The 14,398-nt window shown below is 39.7% G+C and carries 13 protein-coding genes; 5 read left to right on the forward strand and 8 right to left on the reverse strand.

The annotated features are described in order from the left end of the window. Positions 1 to 71: 71 nt before the first annotated feature. From IAE19_RS11975 to IAE19_RS11985, 3 genes are read right to left on the reverse strand one after another with little or no spacing between them, the layout of a single operon-like run. Positions 72 to 1,145: a DUF6670 family protein gene (locus IAE19_RS11975; protein ID WP_200461168.1), complete on the reverse strand. Its 1,074-nt coding sequence runs from the start codon at positions 1,143 to 1,145 to the stop codon at positions 72 to 74. A 21-nt stretch (positions 1,146 to 1,166) separates the two neighbouring features. Continuing rightward, a complete protein-coding gene (gene pssA, locus IAE19_RS11980) occupies positions 1,167 to 2,000 on the reverse strand; it encodes a CDP-diacylglycerol--serine O-phosphatidyltransferase (protein WP_200461169.1) in 834 nt (277 codons plus the stop codon). A 35-nt stretch (positions 2,001 to 2,035) separates the two neighbouring features. Further along, positions 2,036 to 2,893: a 23S rRNA (adenine(2030)-N(6))-methyltransferase RlmJ gene (locus IAE19_RS11985; protein WP_200461170.1), complete on the reverse strand. Its 858-nt coding sequence runs from the start codon at positions 2,891 to 2,893 to the stop codon at positions 2,036 to 2,038. A 139-nt stretch (positions 2,894 to 3,032) separates the two neighbouring features. On the opposite strand from IAE19_RS11985, the gene IAE19_RS11990 reads away from it, so the two are divergent. Both IAE19_RS11990 and IAE19_RS11995 read left to right on the forward strand, forming a co-directional pair. Then, positions 3,033 to 3,644: a 2OG-Fe(II) oxygenase gene (locus IAE19_RS11990; protein ID WP_200461171.1), complete on the forward strand. Its 612-nt coding sequence runs from the start codon at positions 3,033 to 3,035 to the stop codon at positions 3,642 to 3,644. A gap of 105 nt (positions 3,645 to 3,749) precedes the next feature. Then, positions 3,750 to 4,277, forward strand: a complete 528-nt coding sequence (locus IAE19_RS11995; protein ID WP_200461172.1) for a hypothetical protein — start codon at positions 3,750 to 3,752, stop codon at positions 4,275 to 4,277. 29 nt (positions 4,278 to 4,306) lie between these two features. Here the strand turns inward: IAE19_RS11995 and IAE19_RS12000 are convergent, their stop codons facing one another. The 4 genes from IAE19_RS12000 to IAE19_RS12015 form a co-directional block, all read right to left on the reverse strand. Further along, positions 4,307 to 4,549 (reverse strand): DUF2789 family protein, encoded by a 243-nt coding sequence (locus tag IAE19_RS12000; RefSeq protein WP_200461173.1) that lies wholly within the window; start codon positions 4,547 to 4,549, stop codon positions 4,307 to 4,309. 189 nt (positions 4,550 to 4,738) lie between these two features. Continuing rightward, positions 4,739 to 5,725 (reverse strand): malate dehydrogenase, encoded by a 987-nt coding sequence (locus IAE19_RS12005; protein WP_200461174.1) that lies wholly within the window; start codon positions 5,723 to 5,725, stop codon positions 4,739 to 4,741. A 172-nt stretch (positions 5,726 to 5,897) separates the two neighbouring features. Further along, positions 5,898 to 6,560: a ribonuclease I gene (locus tag IAE19_RS12010; protein WP_200461175.1), complete on the reverse strand. Its 663-nt coding sequence runs from the start codon at positions 6,558 to 6,560 to the stop codon at positions 5,898 to 5,900. A gap of 42 nt (positions 6,561 to 6,602) precedes the next feature. Then, positions 6,603 to 8,588: a lytic transglycosylase domain-containing protein gene (locus IAE19_RS12015; protein ID WP_200461251.1), complete on the reverse strand. Its 1,986-nt coding sequence runs from the start codon at positions 8,586 to 8,588 to the stop codon at positions 6,603 to 6,605. Positions 8,589 to 8,890: 302 nt separating this feature from the next. Here IAE19_RS12015 and miaB point away from each other — a divergent pair, with 302 nt between their 5' ends. The 3 genes from miaB (at position 8,891) to ybeY (ending at position 12,023) form a co-directional block, all read left to right on the forward strand. Beyond that, positions 8,891 to 10,342: a tRNA (N6-isopentenyl adenosine(37)-C2)-methylthiotransferase MiaB gene (gene miaB, locus IAE19_RS12020; RefSeq protein ID WP_200461176.1), complete on the forward strand. Its 1,452-nt coding sequence runs from the start codon at positions 8,891 to 8,893 to the stop codon at positions 10,340 to 10,342. Positions 10,343 to 10,382: 40 nt separating this feature from the next. Then, a complete protein-coding gene (locus tag IAE19_RS12025) occupies positions 10,383 to 11,465 on the forward strand; it encodes a PhoH family protein (RefSeq protein ID WP_200461177.1) in 1,083 nt (360 codons plus the stop codon). Positions 11,466 to 11,543: 78 nt separating this feature from the next. After that, on the forward strand, positions 11,544 to 12,023 hold the full coding sequence (gene ybeY, locus IAE19_RS12030; protein ID WP_200461178.1) for an rRNA maturation RNase YbeY: 480 nt from the start codon (positions 11,544 to 11,546) through the stop codon (positions 12,021 to 12,023). A 62-nt stretch (positions 12,024 to 12,085) separates the two neighbouring features. Here the strand turns inward: ybeY and IAE19_RS12035 are convergent, their stop codons facing one another. Further along, on the reverse strand, positions 12,086 to 14,278 hold the full coding sequence (locus tag IAE19_RS12035; RefSeq protein WP_200461179.1) for a TonB-dependent siderophore receptor: 2,193 nt from the start codon (positions 14,276 to 14,278) through the stop codon (positions 12,086 to 12,088). Positions 14,279 to 14,398 lie beyond the last annotated feature (120 nt).

A 14,398-nucleotide genomic window follows, 5' to 3' on the forward strand; every position in this document is an offset into this window, starting at 1 on the left:
CATCCATGCAACCACTTTTTAAAGGTTTTTAAATACATCGATTAAATTTTGTACCATTTCCAAACGTTTGGTTATTTTTTAAGTAAACATGGCTGAATTTGAAGAAACTCATCTGCAAGAATTTGTGTTTGGCTTTTTTCTTGCCAGTTTAAAGGTCGAATATCTATATATTCACAATAACCACTTTCACCTTCAAAATCCTGATCCCGAAAACGGGCACAATAACGAAAGCTTCCAGCAAATCCTGCTCCTACTCCAAATTTAAAATCTCCACGACTTTGGGCTTTGATTTCAAAGATAGGGCATCCATTTTCTTCCACATACCACGAGAACTCTCTAGGAAGATACATTTGACGGTGATTCGGGGTAGTAATTTTTGGAAAAACGCGATGAACGTGAAAATACACTTTTTTATCTGTAAAAAATGTTTCTCCATTGGTGCAACGCATATAAAACTTAGAATAGATAATTTGGTTCCACTGATTGCGTACTTGACTCAAAATTATTTGCATTGTTTCATTTAGATTGATCACTTGATGCGTATAAAACGCCAATGGCAAGTAAGGGATATTAGCAGCTCGAGCATAGTCAAAACTTCCCATCCCGCTGATTTGATAATGTTGATTTTGATATTTTAAATTTCCTTCGCAATGACACAAAATTGACCAGTGTTCAAATAAATTCCATTTTAATGGAACAAAATAAGTGACATTCGGGACCGTTTGAATTTTAAGATTCAATTCTAATTCATGATCTTGGCGTTGAATTTCAAAATTTGGAAAAAAACCATTGAATTGATCTATTTGATCAAATTGGTAATGATAAGGATCAATTTGGCATTGTTGATCAAGCTGATAGCTTTTTAAATGTCCTCGTTGATGTGGACTTATTGCCATCATCACACTGGCCGTATTTAATGCTTTATCTTTGATAATGTTGTGATTATAAAATAATGGAATTTTAGGTTGGCCAATCAGGGTAATAAAATTTAGAAAATGTAGTGGCGCGGGTAAATTTGGTAAGAGTAATCCATGATAAACCAGCTTAAAGCGACCTTTAGGCGGATGATAGGCAAGCAGAGAAGTTGGGTCGAGCTGGAGGTTCAGGCGTGTGGACTGTTCTAGCGAACCCATCAACATTTGCATACTGAACCCCAATTATGAGCATTATGTCTTTATAGTAGGACTTTGTTTACGTGCGAACAAGGTGGTCACAAAACCTGAGATCGCATAAATAATTGATACAACTAAAATCCCCATTGGAATATTGTAAGTAATTGCTGCAAAAATCAGCACTACTGGCAGCATTACGACAAAAGGAACTCGTTTGCGATCCATTTGCTTAAAGGAGTAATATTTGATGTTTGAGATCATCAATACTGCAACAACTACCATATACACTGCATAGACGACTTGAATAGCAATGTCGCGGGTATCAAAAATAAATGGGTAATCACGGCTGACCCAAATCAGGGTAATCACCAATATAGCAGCCAAAGGACTTGCTATACCGATAAAATAGCGTTTATCAACCACTCCAATTTGTACATTAAATCTTGCCAAACGAAACGCAGCGCAAGCGGTATAAATAAAACAGCACGCCAGCCCAATACGCCCAAGATCATGCAAGCTCCAGCTGTACATCAAAATGGCAGGGGCAACACCAAAAGCCAATAAGTCAGACAAAGAATCGTACTGTTCGCCAAACGCACTTTGCGCACCAATCGCTCTTGCAACTCGACCATCCAGCCCATCAAGCAATGCAGCAAGAAAAATCGCATAAATGGCTTGTAAAAACTCACCGTTCATACTGGCAGTAATTGAATAAAATCCTGAAAGCAATGCAGCGGTCGTAATCAAATTTGGCCATAAATAAATACCACGGCGTTTAACTTTTTGACCTTCCTGCGTTTGTTCCTCTTCAACCACCTCAAAGGTAATACCATCAAAAGGATGATCATTCTGAGTTGAATCGTTGTTTGGCTTTTGTATGTTTGTCATTGTTGTTAATCTCAATATGCTTTGAACGGTGAGTCTTACTCACCTACAAGCCAGCGAACTGCGGCATGACCGCCATTTTCCTGCATACGTAAATGTGGAAATAACCATTGTAAGGCCTGATCGGCATCTTCAGAAAATTGCCAAGGCGGATTAATCACCAATAGACCACAACCGTTTAAACCGACTGGAGTATCATCTGGCCAAACACAAATCTCACAAATAAGCTGACGGCGTATGCCCGTTTTGATCATTTTCTTTTCAAAACGCTCAATCATCGCGCGATCTTTAATCGGATACCATACTGCAAAAACCCCTGTAGGCCATTTTTTATAAGCGTTTTGTAGAAGTTCAACCAGCTGTGGAAAATCCTTACGTTCCAATTCATAAGGAGGGTCAATCATCACCAAGCCGCGCTTTTCCTTCGGCGGAATGACTGCAAGTAAGCCTTCATAGGCATCACGCTCGTGCAAGCCCATTCGCTTATCGTGAATATTGTGGCGTAATTGCTGAAAAACATCGCGCTGCATTTCAAAAACAGTGGCTTTATCTATTTCACGCATCGCTTGTAAAGCAAACCATGGCGAACCAGGATAAGTACCTTTACCCTGTTCGGCACGAATGTTTTCAACGAGTTTTAGGTACTGTTGAACACCTTCAGGAGCCTTACGCTTTTCCATATCCCCGAGCTGAACCAAACGATGGATACCCGTCAAAAACTCACCTGATTTTTGTGCAGGGGCCTGAGATAAATCATATTTCCCCGCACCACCATGCGTATCAATATAACGATAAGGCTTATCTTTCGCGTTTAAGCGCGTTAACAGTTGAAGCAAAAGTACATGCTTCATGACATCAGCAAAGTTGCCCGCATGGAAATGGTGACGGTAATTCATTTTTACATTAATTCCTCAGATTAACGTGTATTTTAACATGAAAAAAAGCAGTTACGTGTGGATGAGTTGTTTTAGAATAGGCAAAGCGCACGCTTGACTGTTTTTCTTTGATGCGTTTATTTGATTATTTAGAGGCAGTATGCAGCAAATTATTGAGTCGATTCAACATGACATCGAACAAATTCTGGATGATTTAGACCAATACGGTTTTGCTATTGTCAATCAAACTCATTCTGCACAATTTGCTCTAGGGCTGTTAGAAGAATGTCTCTCAAATTTAAATCAGTTCCGTGAAGCCGCGATTCAAAGTGGAGTCGTCAGTAAAATTCGTAGCGATCACATTCTCTGGATCGATGAAAAATTAAGAATGGCACAACAGCATATCAAACTACTTCAAGAGTTTTCCGAGGCCTTTAATCGTGTTTTTTTCATGGGAATTCAAACTATTGAAGCACATTTTGCCTGTTATAATGCTGGTGAATTTTATGCACTCCATCGAGATAATCCTCAGAAAAAAAATGATCGCATGATATCAGCAGTCTATTATTTGCACTCAGAATGGCAATCGGATTGGGGTGGCCAGCTACGCTTACAAGATAAAAATGATCACTGGCATATGATTGAACCCGAGCCGAATCGTATGGTCATTTTCCAAAGCGATTTATTACATGAAGTATTAATTTCTAAACGTCAGCGACTTTCAATTACGGCATGGCTACGCAATGGTCATTCAATCTGGTCATCTGAGTAGTTCATAAATATGAAATCGAAGCGAAACACTGCGTTGCACTTCTGAACACTTTTAAAATCGCAAAATAGCCTCATATAATGACGATAAACCAAGAGGATGACCCACATGCTAGATACAAGTAAAATGATTGTTGAGCGCATCGGAGAAACTGATCAACACTACCTTGCCGGCAATACACCTGAACTTGCACTGGAACGTGGGGATTTGCGCTTACAACTGGTCGAAATTAGCCGTAATCGTCAGGAACGAGTCCATTTCTTACATGAAGCAATTGCGATTTTAGAGACTTCTCGCATCGAATTTGATGAAATGCCTATATCGCTTTATCTTGATTTGTCCCTGCAATTGGCCAAAGCATATATGATGTATTACGAACTCAATCGTGAGACAAAATTTGCCACGATTAGCCAGCAAATTCTAAAACCATTGGCACATTTACAGCACGGCGATATTTTATTTTTTCTGGCCTATGCATCTGCTGTCAAATCAGAATATGCATTGACTCGACATTGGTTAGAAAAATACAGCCAATGTGCGGAGTTTGATCTTGAGTTGATGCAGTTCCATTCTGCCTTTGCTAAATTACATCAACAAGACTGGTTTAAAACCCTCATTCGCACAAAAACGCATTAAACCATTCAAGGTATCCTAAAGCCTAGGCTTTAGGATCCACTATCAATATGAAGCTGTTGATTGAGTTCATCAATGACAATAGCCCAGTCATCATCTTTGTCCCAATGACTTTTAAGAAAATCACGTTGAGCCGCGCTCCAGAAATCTGCCTCATGCAACTTAACGTCAGCCGATAATTGATGATCTCTAATAAATTGATCCATTGCTTCTTCATTGGCATCCAATCCAAGCTGCTCAAATAGTAATTCTAAAGTCGGTTGTTGTTCAAACATTGTTATTCTCCATAAATCAATATTGACCTAAGTTAATCTTCACGTTAACTACAATGTCGTGTTTTGTCATCAAAAATTGCTTAATTTTCTTGTTATTTTTTGTTTTAAATCATACCTATGCAAAAGATTAAACAATAAAAAAGGCATTCCTTTAAGAAATGCCTTTTTACGATTAAAAATCGTTTTTAATTATTTTAACATGTCTGCAATTGCAGCACGTTCTTCTTCAAGTTCTTGAAGAGTTTTGTCCATACGCTCACGGCTGAATGCATCAATTTCAAGGCCTTCAACACGTTTATATTCGCCATTTTCACACGTTACAGGAACGCCATACATAACGCCTTCTGGAATACCATAAGAACCGTCAGAAGGAATACCCATAGTGACCCACTCACCATTTGTACCTAAAGCCCAGTCACGCATATGATCAATTGCAGCATTTGCAGCAGAAGCAGCAGAAGACAAACCACGTGCTTCAATGATCGCAGCACCACGTTTACCAACAGTTGGAAGGAATACATTAGCATTCCAGTCAGCATCATTGATTTTGTCTTTTAAGCTTACGCCATTTGCAGTTGCAAAACGGTAGTCTGCATACATTGTTGGAGAGTGGTTACCCCAAACTGTAAGGTTTTTAATGTCAGCTACAGCAACGCCTGCTTTTTGCGCGATTTGAGTTAAAGCACGGTTGTGGTCAAGACGCAACATTGCAGTGAAGTTTTTTGCTGGAAGATCTGGAGCAGATTTCATTGCAATGTAAGCATTCGTATTTGCAGGGTTACCTACAACCAATACTTTTACGTCACGGCTAGCAACTTCATTTAATGCTTGACCTTGACCAATGAAGATTTCACCGTTCACTTTCAACAAGTCAGCACGTTCCATACCAGGACCACGTGGACGAGAACCTACTAGTAATGCGTAGTCTGCATCTTTAAATGCAACTTTAGGATCATCAGTACCGATCATGCCAGCCAACAATGGGAAAGCACAGTCGTCAAGTTCCATCATTACGCCTTTAAGCGCTTGTTGAGCTTTCTCAACTGGGATCTCAAGCAATTGCAAAATCACTGGTTGATCTTTGCCTAACATTTCACCGCTTGCGATACGGAATAACAAGCTATAACCAATTTGACCTGCAGCGCCAGTAACGGCCACACGAACGGGTTGCTTCATGTAATTATCTCCAATTGAGGATCGTTAAGATGATTAAACAGTCAGTACGCTATTTAATCTAATAATCATAAACGGCAAAGATTGTACTCCAAACCCGCAAGAGATGCATTTAAAAGAGAATGAATTTCAACAAAAGTCTGATAGAAAATACAAATCAACTGAGACCAAGTGATTAATAACTACCTTTAATTGTGAACTCATTTGGACAATTGGAAACCACATGGCTGGAACATTGCTTATAAGTTCCATTGACCTGATAACACACCTGAACTTCTGTCAAAATCGGTTCTGAACGCGAAGATTGGCAACTAAAACGAATACCACTGGCAGGTAATGATGGATTTAGGCGGACAAATTGTTGTTGCAGGTTATTTTTCTGAATTTCCTTATTCACACCACTCGTAAGATCCGCCGGAATTTTCAAACGTTCCGCATAATTAATAATCATACGAAAATACTGACTAGCAGACATCGGAATACATCCGCCAATACTACGCCATAATTGAGCACGAGCATTTTCATCGGGCATCACACGAGCCACAACCTTGGCTTGTAATGGTGATAGTGCCGGCGGAGAGGTCGTCTCACAATTTGGGTGAGTCGTTTCAGGCAATAAGCCGTTAATAGTCAGTGAATAACCTTCCAGACATTTACGCTGTTTTTGTCGAGCAGGATCTAGTGCACATACCGCAGGTGTCATCTGAACTTGCATGACATAGCCTTGTAATCGTGGTGCTTCGGCATGTAAGTTCGGAGCAAATAAATAAAGATTTACCCAAAAAACACATCCAGTCCACCACGACAAACAATGGTATATAAAACTTTTCTTCTTCATCGAACTAAAAACTTAACCGTTATCATAAAAGCCAACTTTTGTTTAAGGTGTACTGCGAACAGGAATCGGAAGCATGCGCTGTTCAATAGACTGAGGCCCCCGCCCCAATAGAACACCATAATGCGCAGCATTGGTCATCACATGTTTTACATAATCGCGGGTTTCAAGTAACGGGATACTTTCCGTATATTGATCGGCTGCCAGCGGCTGAAAATCAGGTTGCCAGCGACGTGCACGATTTGGCCCTGCGTTATAGCCGGCAGTTGCCAATACGGGATTACCACTTAATTGCCCCTGAATCATGGATAAATAAAATGTTCCGTAACGCACATTGGTATTCATATCACTGAGTGCAGCTGGGTTATACGTTTCACCCATTTGTCGGGCAACAAGTTTTGCTGTATCTGGCATAATCTGCATCAAACCACCCGCTCCTACATGCGAACGTGCAGAAGTCACAAAGCGACTTTCCTGACGCATTAAACCATAAGCCCATGCAGGATCAATTCCCGCATTCTGACTATGATTCACGACTGTGACTTTATGGGGCATGATATAACGATAAGAATAATTATGTTTATTGACAGTACGATCTGCTGCATAAATCGCACGATCATACCAACCAATCTCACTGGCGCGTTGCGCAGCAGCCAGTAGTAAACCGTCATCCTGTTTCAAATATGCTTGACGCACCGCCCAGTTCCATTCACGGTTGACATAGTTATCTGGGGCATTCACATTACGTAAAGTAAAAGCACGTCTAAAATGAATATCCTGACTTAATCGCTGTAAATCATTATTGGTGGCTTGGGAGTAGGCTGGAATATCATTGTATTTTTGCCCCAGATGATCACGTGCTAACAAGTTATGATAATCATCGCCAGATTGGGCCAATTTTTTATAAATTTGCTGCGCCTGCTGTTTGGCCTGTCGATCATTACGTTGTTCTAAAGCACGCGCTAGCCAATATTGCCAGCGATCTTCCTGCTTTTGACTTACCGACATGCCGTCAATCGCACGAATCAGACTTTCCCATGAACCAAAACGCACGGCTTGACGTGCATACACTTCAGCCTCTTCAGGACTCAGTGGATAGCCATAACTTAAATCAAAGTTATTTAAAACTTCGCGATTAAAGTTATTCTTCATTACTGTTGTACCGCCGATATAGCCTACCGTACGGTATAAATACTTTTGAACTTCTGGAGGGGTACCTTCCGCAGTTTTTTTGACATTAGCCAATGCTGATGTTAGATCACTATCAGCTAAACGACCTAATGCAAAAATCAGATAGGCATAATCTACCTGTGAGGTTTTTGGTGCAGCCCACAGATAATTTAATGGATTAGACTGAATCTGATTTAACTGAGCCAGTGACAGACTAATGCCTAAAGTTTGTGCTGTAGATAGAGCCAGCCCAGATTGTCCTGCCCGCAATTGCCCCCACAAACGTTGCTGTTTGTCTTGCGCAGACATCAGTGGACTAGATTGCATCATGCGGCCAAGTCCATTACAGGAATCAGGCTGAGTATTGGTCGTCAGCCAAACATCTTTATATTCAGCAAAAACCAGCGGATCACCTGAGCTTGCGCGAACCTGTGCTACCGCACAACTTTCAGCACGGTCTGGATTGGTCACATAAGGCAATACAGGTTGTGCGCCAGTCAAATCACCTTGCTTAACTTTTTCTTCTACATAATCAGCTGATAATTTTTCAGCCATTGCAGAGTTGGGATAACGTTTTGCAAAATTAATAATAGATGCCGCAGGCTGTAAACCCAAATCCGTATTGAGCTTCCAATATTCTGGATAATAACCCAAAACATCATTTTGCATAGAAAACTGGTATTGATCGAGCGCAGTTAAATCACTTGCAGTGGCTGCACGTAATGCATCATTAAATTGTTCCTCAGCAGCAAAAGCTACAGAACCGGTAAGTGATGTCAAAACACTTATAGCAGTGGTACATATCCATTTATTTTTAAAAAAAATTCCCACTGAAGATTTACTCTTTTCTTTCCATGCCATAGATGCTTTTTTAAACCCCAACAACCTCTGCGCCCTGCTAGTGTAATTATTCTTTGCGCCTACTACTGTTGTGTTATGTAACCTGCTGATTCACCAACAGTAATATTCACATTTTTTTAACTGAAAAATCAATGAATTTAACGCCGCATTTAAATTGGGCAATCTTCACGTCCATCTGTATTTGAGTCAGCCATTTTTGCATTTTATTTATTTTGATATCTTTGCTGTAAATACTGCTACAATTGCGCGCTTTCATTGGGTCAAATTCCCAATAATCGTTTTAATTTGTTTTAGGAGCCTACATGACGGTTCAAACCTTCATTCCAAATGGTGCCAAAGCTGCCTCAGAAAACACTGTCACCCAGCCAGCGCACACTCATGATGTTTCAATCAAGAAATTGTATATTGAAACTCAAGGGTGTCAGATGAATGAGTATGATAGTCATCGTATGGCAGACCTTTTAGGCGATTCTCACGGCTATATACTGACCACTGATCCGAAAGAAGCCGATATTCTACTGATGAATACCTGCTCTATTCGTGAAAAGGCTCAAGAAAAGGTATTTAGTGAGTTAGGTCGCTGGCGTAAACTAAAAGAACAAAATCCTGATCTAATTATTGGCGTTGGGGGTTGTGTTGCATCTCAGGAAGGTGACAACATTCAAAAACGTGCTCCGTATGTCGATATGGTGTTTGGCCCGCAAACTCTGCACCGTTTGCCCCAAATGCTGGATCAACATCAGGATCAAATTGAGAAACCCAAAAAAGATAAAATTAAACTGGTTGATATTTCATTTCCAGATATTGAGAAATTTGATTTCTTGCCTGAACCGCGTGTCGAAGGGTTTAAAGCTTTTGTTTCAATTATGGAAGGCTGTTCAAAATACTGTTCTTTCTGCGTGGTTCCCTATACCCGTGGCGAAGAAGTATCGCGTCCATTAGATGATGTACTAGCTGAAATTGCAGGCCTCGCTGAAAAGGGCGTTCGTGAAATTTCTTTACTGGGTCAAAATGTCAATGGATACCGTGGTGAAACCTTTGAAGGTGGAATTTGTACCTTCCCAGAATTGTTACGACTCGTTTCAGAAATTCCCGGTATTGGACGTTTACGTTATACCACTTCGCATCCCCTTGAATTTTCTGATGACTTAATTCAATGCTACCGCGATTTGCCACAGATGGTGTCACATTTACATTTACCTGTACAAAGTGGCTCAAATGCAGTGTTGCAAGCCATGAAGCGCAATCACACTATTGATGTCTATATCGAGAAGATCGCCAAGTTGCGAAAAATCCGTCCAGATATGCACTTATCTAGTGACTTCATTATTGGCTTCCCGGGTGAAACTGATGAGCATTTTGAAGAAACCTATCAATTTATCAAAGATTTAGATTTTGATCATTCTTATAGTTTTGTCTATTCTAAACGTCCAGGTACACCTGCAGCTGAATTAGAAGATACGACCTCAGAAACTGTAAAAAAAGAACGATTAGGCAAAGTTCAGCATTGGATCAAGCAGTCTAGTATTCGTAAAACCGATGCCATGTTAGGTACAGTTCAACGGGTATTGGTCGAGAATGTTTCTGACAAAAATCCAGATCTTTTGGTCGGCACAGCAGACAATACACGACTGGTTACATTTGTCGGAGATGCTTCGTGGGTGGGACGCTTCGCGGAGATTGAGATTACCGAGATAAAAACTTTGAATTTAGTTTATGGTGAACTCTTGAATCTTGAGCCTGACGTGGCGTAATGTAAGGGTATTAGAACAAGGCGACAAAAAGGATTCCTCTTTGACTGCAGCGATTCGACGTACCGTTACTTTTCCCGGCGTTTCAATGACCCGTTTAAAAAGCATGTTAGGTGCATACAACGGTCACTTGAAGCAGATTGAACAGCGTTTAGATGTACAAATAACTCATCGTGGCGACGCGTTCTACATCGATGGTGACATCGATGCAGTCGAACGAGCAGAATCCTTGCTCCAGCGTCTTTACGATGAATCAGAAATTTCCAGTCAGATTAGTGCAGATATTCTGCACTTAATGATTCAAGGTAGTCAGACCGATCGTGAACTGATGGATGATTCCGAACAGGAACACACAGGTCTGGATAATGTCTGGTTACAAACGCCTAAAGGCCGCATTAACCCTCGTGGCACCAATCAAAAACGCTACGTCCAGCGCATTCTACAAAGTGATATTTCATTTGGAATTGGGCCTGCTGGAACAGGTAAGACTTATCTGGCCGTTGCCGCAGCAGTTGATATGCTTGAGCGCAATGAAATACAGCGAATTCTACTGGTAAGACCAGCAGTTGAAGCGGGTGAAAAACTGGGTTTCTTGCCTGGTGATTTAACCCAAAAGATTGATCCCTATTTGCGCCCACTTTATGATGCCCTGTATGAAATGTTAGGGTTTGAAAAAGTTGCAAAATTGATCGAACGTCAAGTTATTGAAGTTGCACCTCTTGCCTATATGCGTGGTCGAACGTTGAATCATTCTTTTGTGATTTTGGATGAAGCGCAAAACACCACACCCGAACAGATGAAAATGTTCTTAACTCGTTTAGGTTTTGGGTCACGTGCTGTGATTACTGGCGATATTACGCAAGTGGATTTACCAAGGGGACAACAGTCAGGTTTAGCCCATGCTTTACGAGTACTGGAACCCATCAAAGAAATTCACATTACTCGCTTCCATTCGCGTGATGTAGTACGTCACCAATTGGTTCAAAAAATTGTAGAGGCCTACGAAGGTTGGGACTCTGAACAGAATCGATTAACTGCTGAAGCTCGCGCAGAACGTAAAGCTCGGCAGGAAGCATTGATGAATGAACATGATACTGCGGCCGATGCGCAGCATCAGGAAGTTTAATGTATTAATCAAGTTGTTTTATCAACTTACAAAATCAGGGGATTGCCATGCATCCCCTATTTTTATGAAGGATCAGGTTTGAAACTTAATCTTAGTTTGCAACAAGAATTTAAATCTCCCGATTTAGTCTTGAAGCGTATCGAACTTAAAAAAGCCATTGAAACCACTTTACGTCATCTCGATATTGAAAATGATTGTGAAATTGGAATTGCCTGTGTCGACAATGATGAAAGCCATCGCTTAAATTTGGACTACCGAGGGAAAGACAAACCTACCAATGTTTTGTCTTTTTCGAGCGATATTCCTGAAGAAGTTTTGCCTTTGTTAGATGCTCAACCTTTAGGTGATCTGGTGATTTGTATTCCTGTGGTATTACAAGAAGCAATAGAACAACATAAAGTAGCGCGTGATCATTTTATGCATATGTTAGTGCATGGCACTTTGCATTTACTTGGTTATGATCATGAACTTAGTGAACAAGATGCTGAAGAAATGGAAGCACTTGAAATCGAAATTTTAGCTAAATTGGGATTAAAAAATCCGTATCTAGAGCAGTAATTTTAAAAGAATTAAATTTAAAATGACCACATAATGTGGTCATTTTATTTTTTAGATAGAATTTAGAAATTATATCTTAAAGTCAAAGTTGCGTTGCGAGGATCGCCCCAAGCCATCGAGTTTGTACCAATTCCCGAATAATACTTTTTATCGAATATATTATTCACATTAATTTGTGCACTGAAATTCTTATCAAATTTATATCCCAACATTGCACTCGCTAAATACAGGTCGTCACGATCAATACGTTTACTCCCTGTACCAGTATAGATATGACTGTAATAGTTTAAGCCAACTCCACCAAACCACGAATCATTTTTATATTTCAAGAAAAGGTCAGCCGTTGTACGTGAATTAGTCGTATTTACTTTTTCCCCATCTGGATCTTTTGCTTCAAAATTTGCAACACCGAAACTAACACCCCAATTTTCATTAATTTCTCCATCGACATTCAACTCAATACCTTTACTGACCACTCCATCAACGCCATAGTAAGCATTATCAGTTGATCCTTGAGCATGTACATTTTGTCCATTCTCATCCAGTAAAAGCTCTGCAACATTATCCATCTCAATTCGAAATACAGATAATGCAGCGTTCAATCGACTATCAAAGAACTCACTTTTTATACCTGTTTCATAACTTTTACCTACTTTTGGATCTAGATAACTTCCATCTTCTTTTTTATTATTTTGAGGTTTAAAAATGCTAGTATAACTTGCATACCAAGAATAATCCTTTGCAAAATCATATACTAAACCAAAGTAAGGCGTAACCTCATTATTAAAATTTCGATTACCAACACCATTCTCAGCTTCATACTTCCAATTTGAAAGTCTTACACCAGCAACAGCATGTAACGGATCAAGTAAGTGAAACTTGCCTGAAAGATATGCAGAAGACTGTTCTGTATAGTTTAAACCCCCACTTTGGTTCATCTCTAAACTTCCAATAAGATGAGTATTCATATTATTGAAATCAAGAACATCTGTGCCTAACAACGCTATGTTATTTTGTTTGGTAAGTGCAGTATTACCACTTACAAAAGTGCCGCCAGTCTTATTCGCTGTCACTTCATTTTTATTCCAAGACCCTCCAAACACAATTTCTTGTTGTCTATTTGCGATAGTAAAAGGGGCAGAAATATAGACATCAACATTATTTTCATCTGTTGTATCTGCACTTCGATAAACTGAAGCATTGGCAATATCAATTGTATTCGTTGCTTTATCAACAGATCCAGCTGTATAAAAAATTAAATCATCAACCTTGTCACGGCGGAACGAATAATTAATATTTAAATTTACATCATTAAACAAATTCTGCTTTAAACCAGCAAAGAATGATGTTGTATCAACATTCCAAAACGTCCAATCTGAGCTGATTGTTAAAGAACGGCCAAAATTTGTCCGTGATCCATCTGAATAAAATGCTGGCACTCCTCCCCAACGTACACCGTTTCGCTCTAGCTCTTGATAAGATGCAGCAAATGACAATGTAGTTTTATCACTTAAATCATAATCGATAGCACCATACGCAATTCTTCGCTCTCGCTCATAATGATCCATAAATGAGTCTTCATGGGAATTTTTTAGAAACACTCTTCCTCTTAATGAACCATCAGCATTAAGCGGTGTAGAAATATCTGCTGTACTCTCAAAGGTATTCCAAGAACCTGCCGTTGCAGTTACATTTGCTGTAAGTTCTTTAGCATTCGCATGCTTGCGAATCATGTTTAAACCGATTGCAGGATTCCCTGCACCCGTCATTAAACCATTTGCCCCTTTTACGACCTCTACTCGATCAAAAATACTTAAATCAGGATCTCCATCACCTAAAGTTAAAGTGCTTGGCATTCCATCAATCAGGTAGTAATCAAGCTCAAACCCGCGAGCGTAGGCTCTCTGTCTTTCATCAGTACGAGTGGTCGAAACACCCGTAATATTATCTAATAACTGTTGAAATGAATCGATCCTGCGATCATCCAGATATTCACGAGTATAAACTTTAACTGTTTGTGGAGTTTCTCTAATAGATAAATTCAATTTAGTCGAGGTATTTGTACTTTTAGCTGTATAGCTCCCACTTCCTTCGGTAACACCATTCGCATTCTCAGCCTGAACTGTAATTTTCGACAATTGCTGTAATTCAGTTGTTTCAGCCTGATCTTCAGCATAAATCAATGGTGACGCAAGCAAGCTCATGGCAACAACAAGAGGACGAACTTTAAACGTTCTAAAATTTGGATAAAGCATAAGAACAAATCCCTAGAGGCACGGAAATAACGCGCAATTAATTAAAAAAACAGAAAAACAGACGGCTAAAAATTGTTAACAAAAAATAACAGTTAATGATAATTGTTTTCATTATTTATT

This window comes from Acinetobacter sp. S40 (assembly GCF_016624705.1).
GTDB lineage: Bacteria > Pseudomonadota > Gammaproteobacteria > Pseudomonadales > Moraxellaceae > Acinetobacter.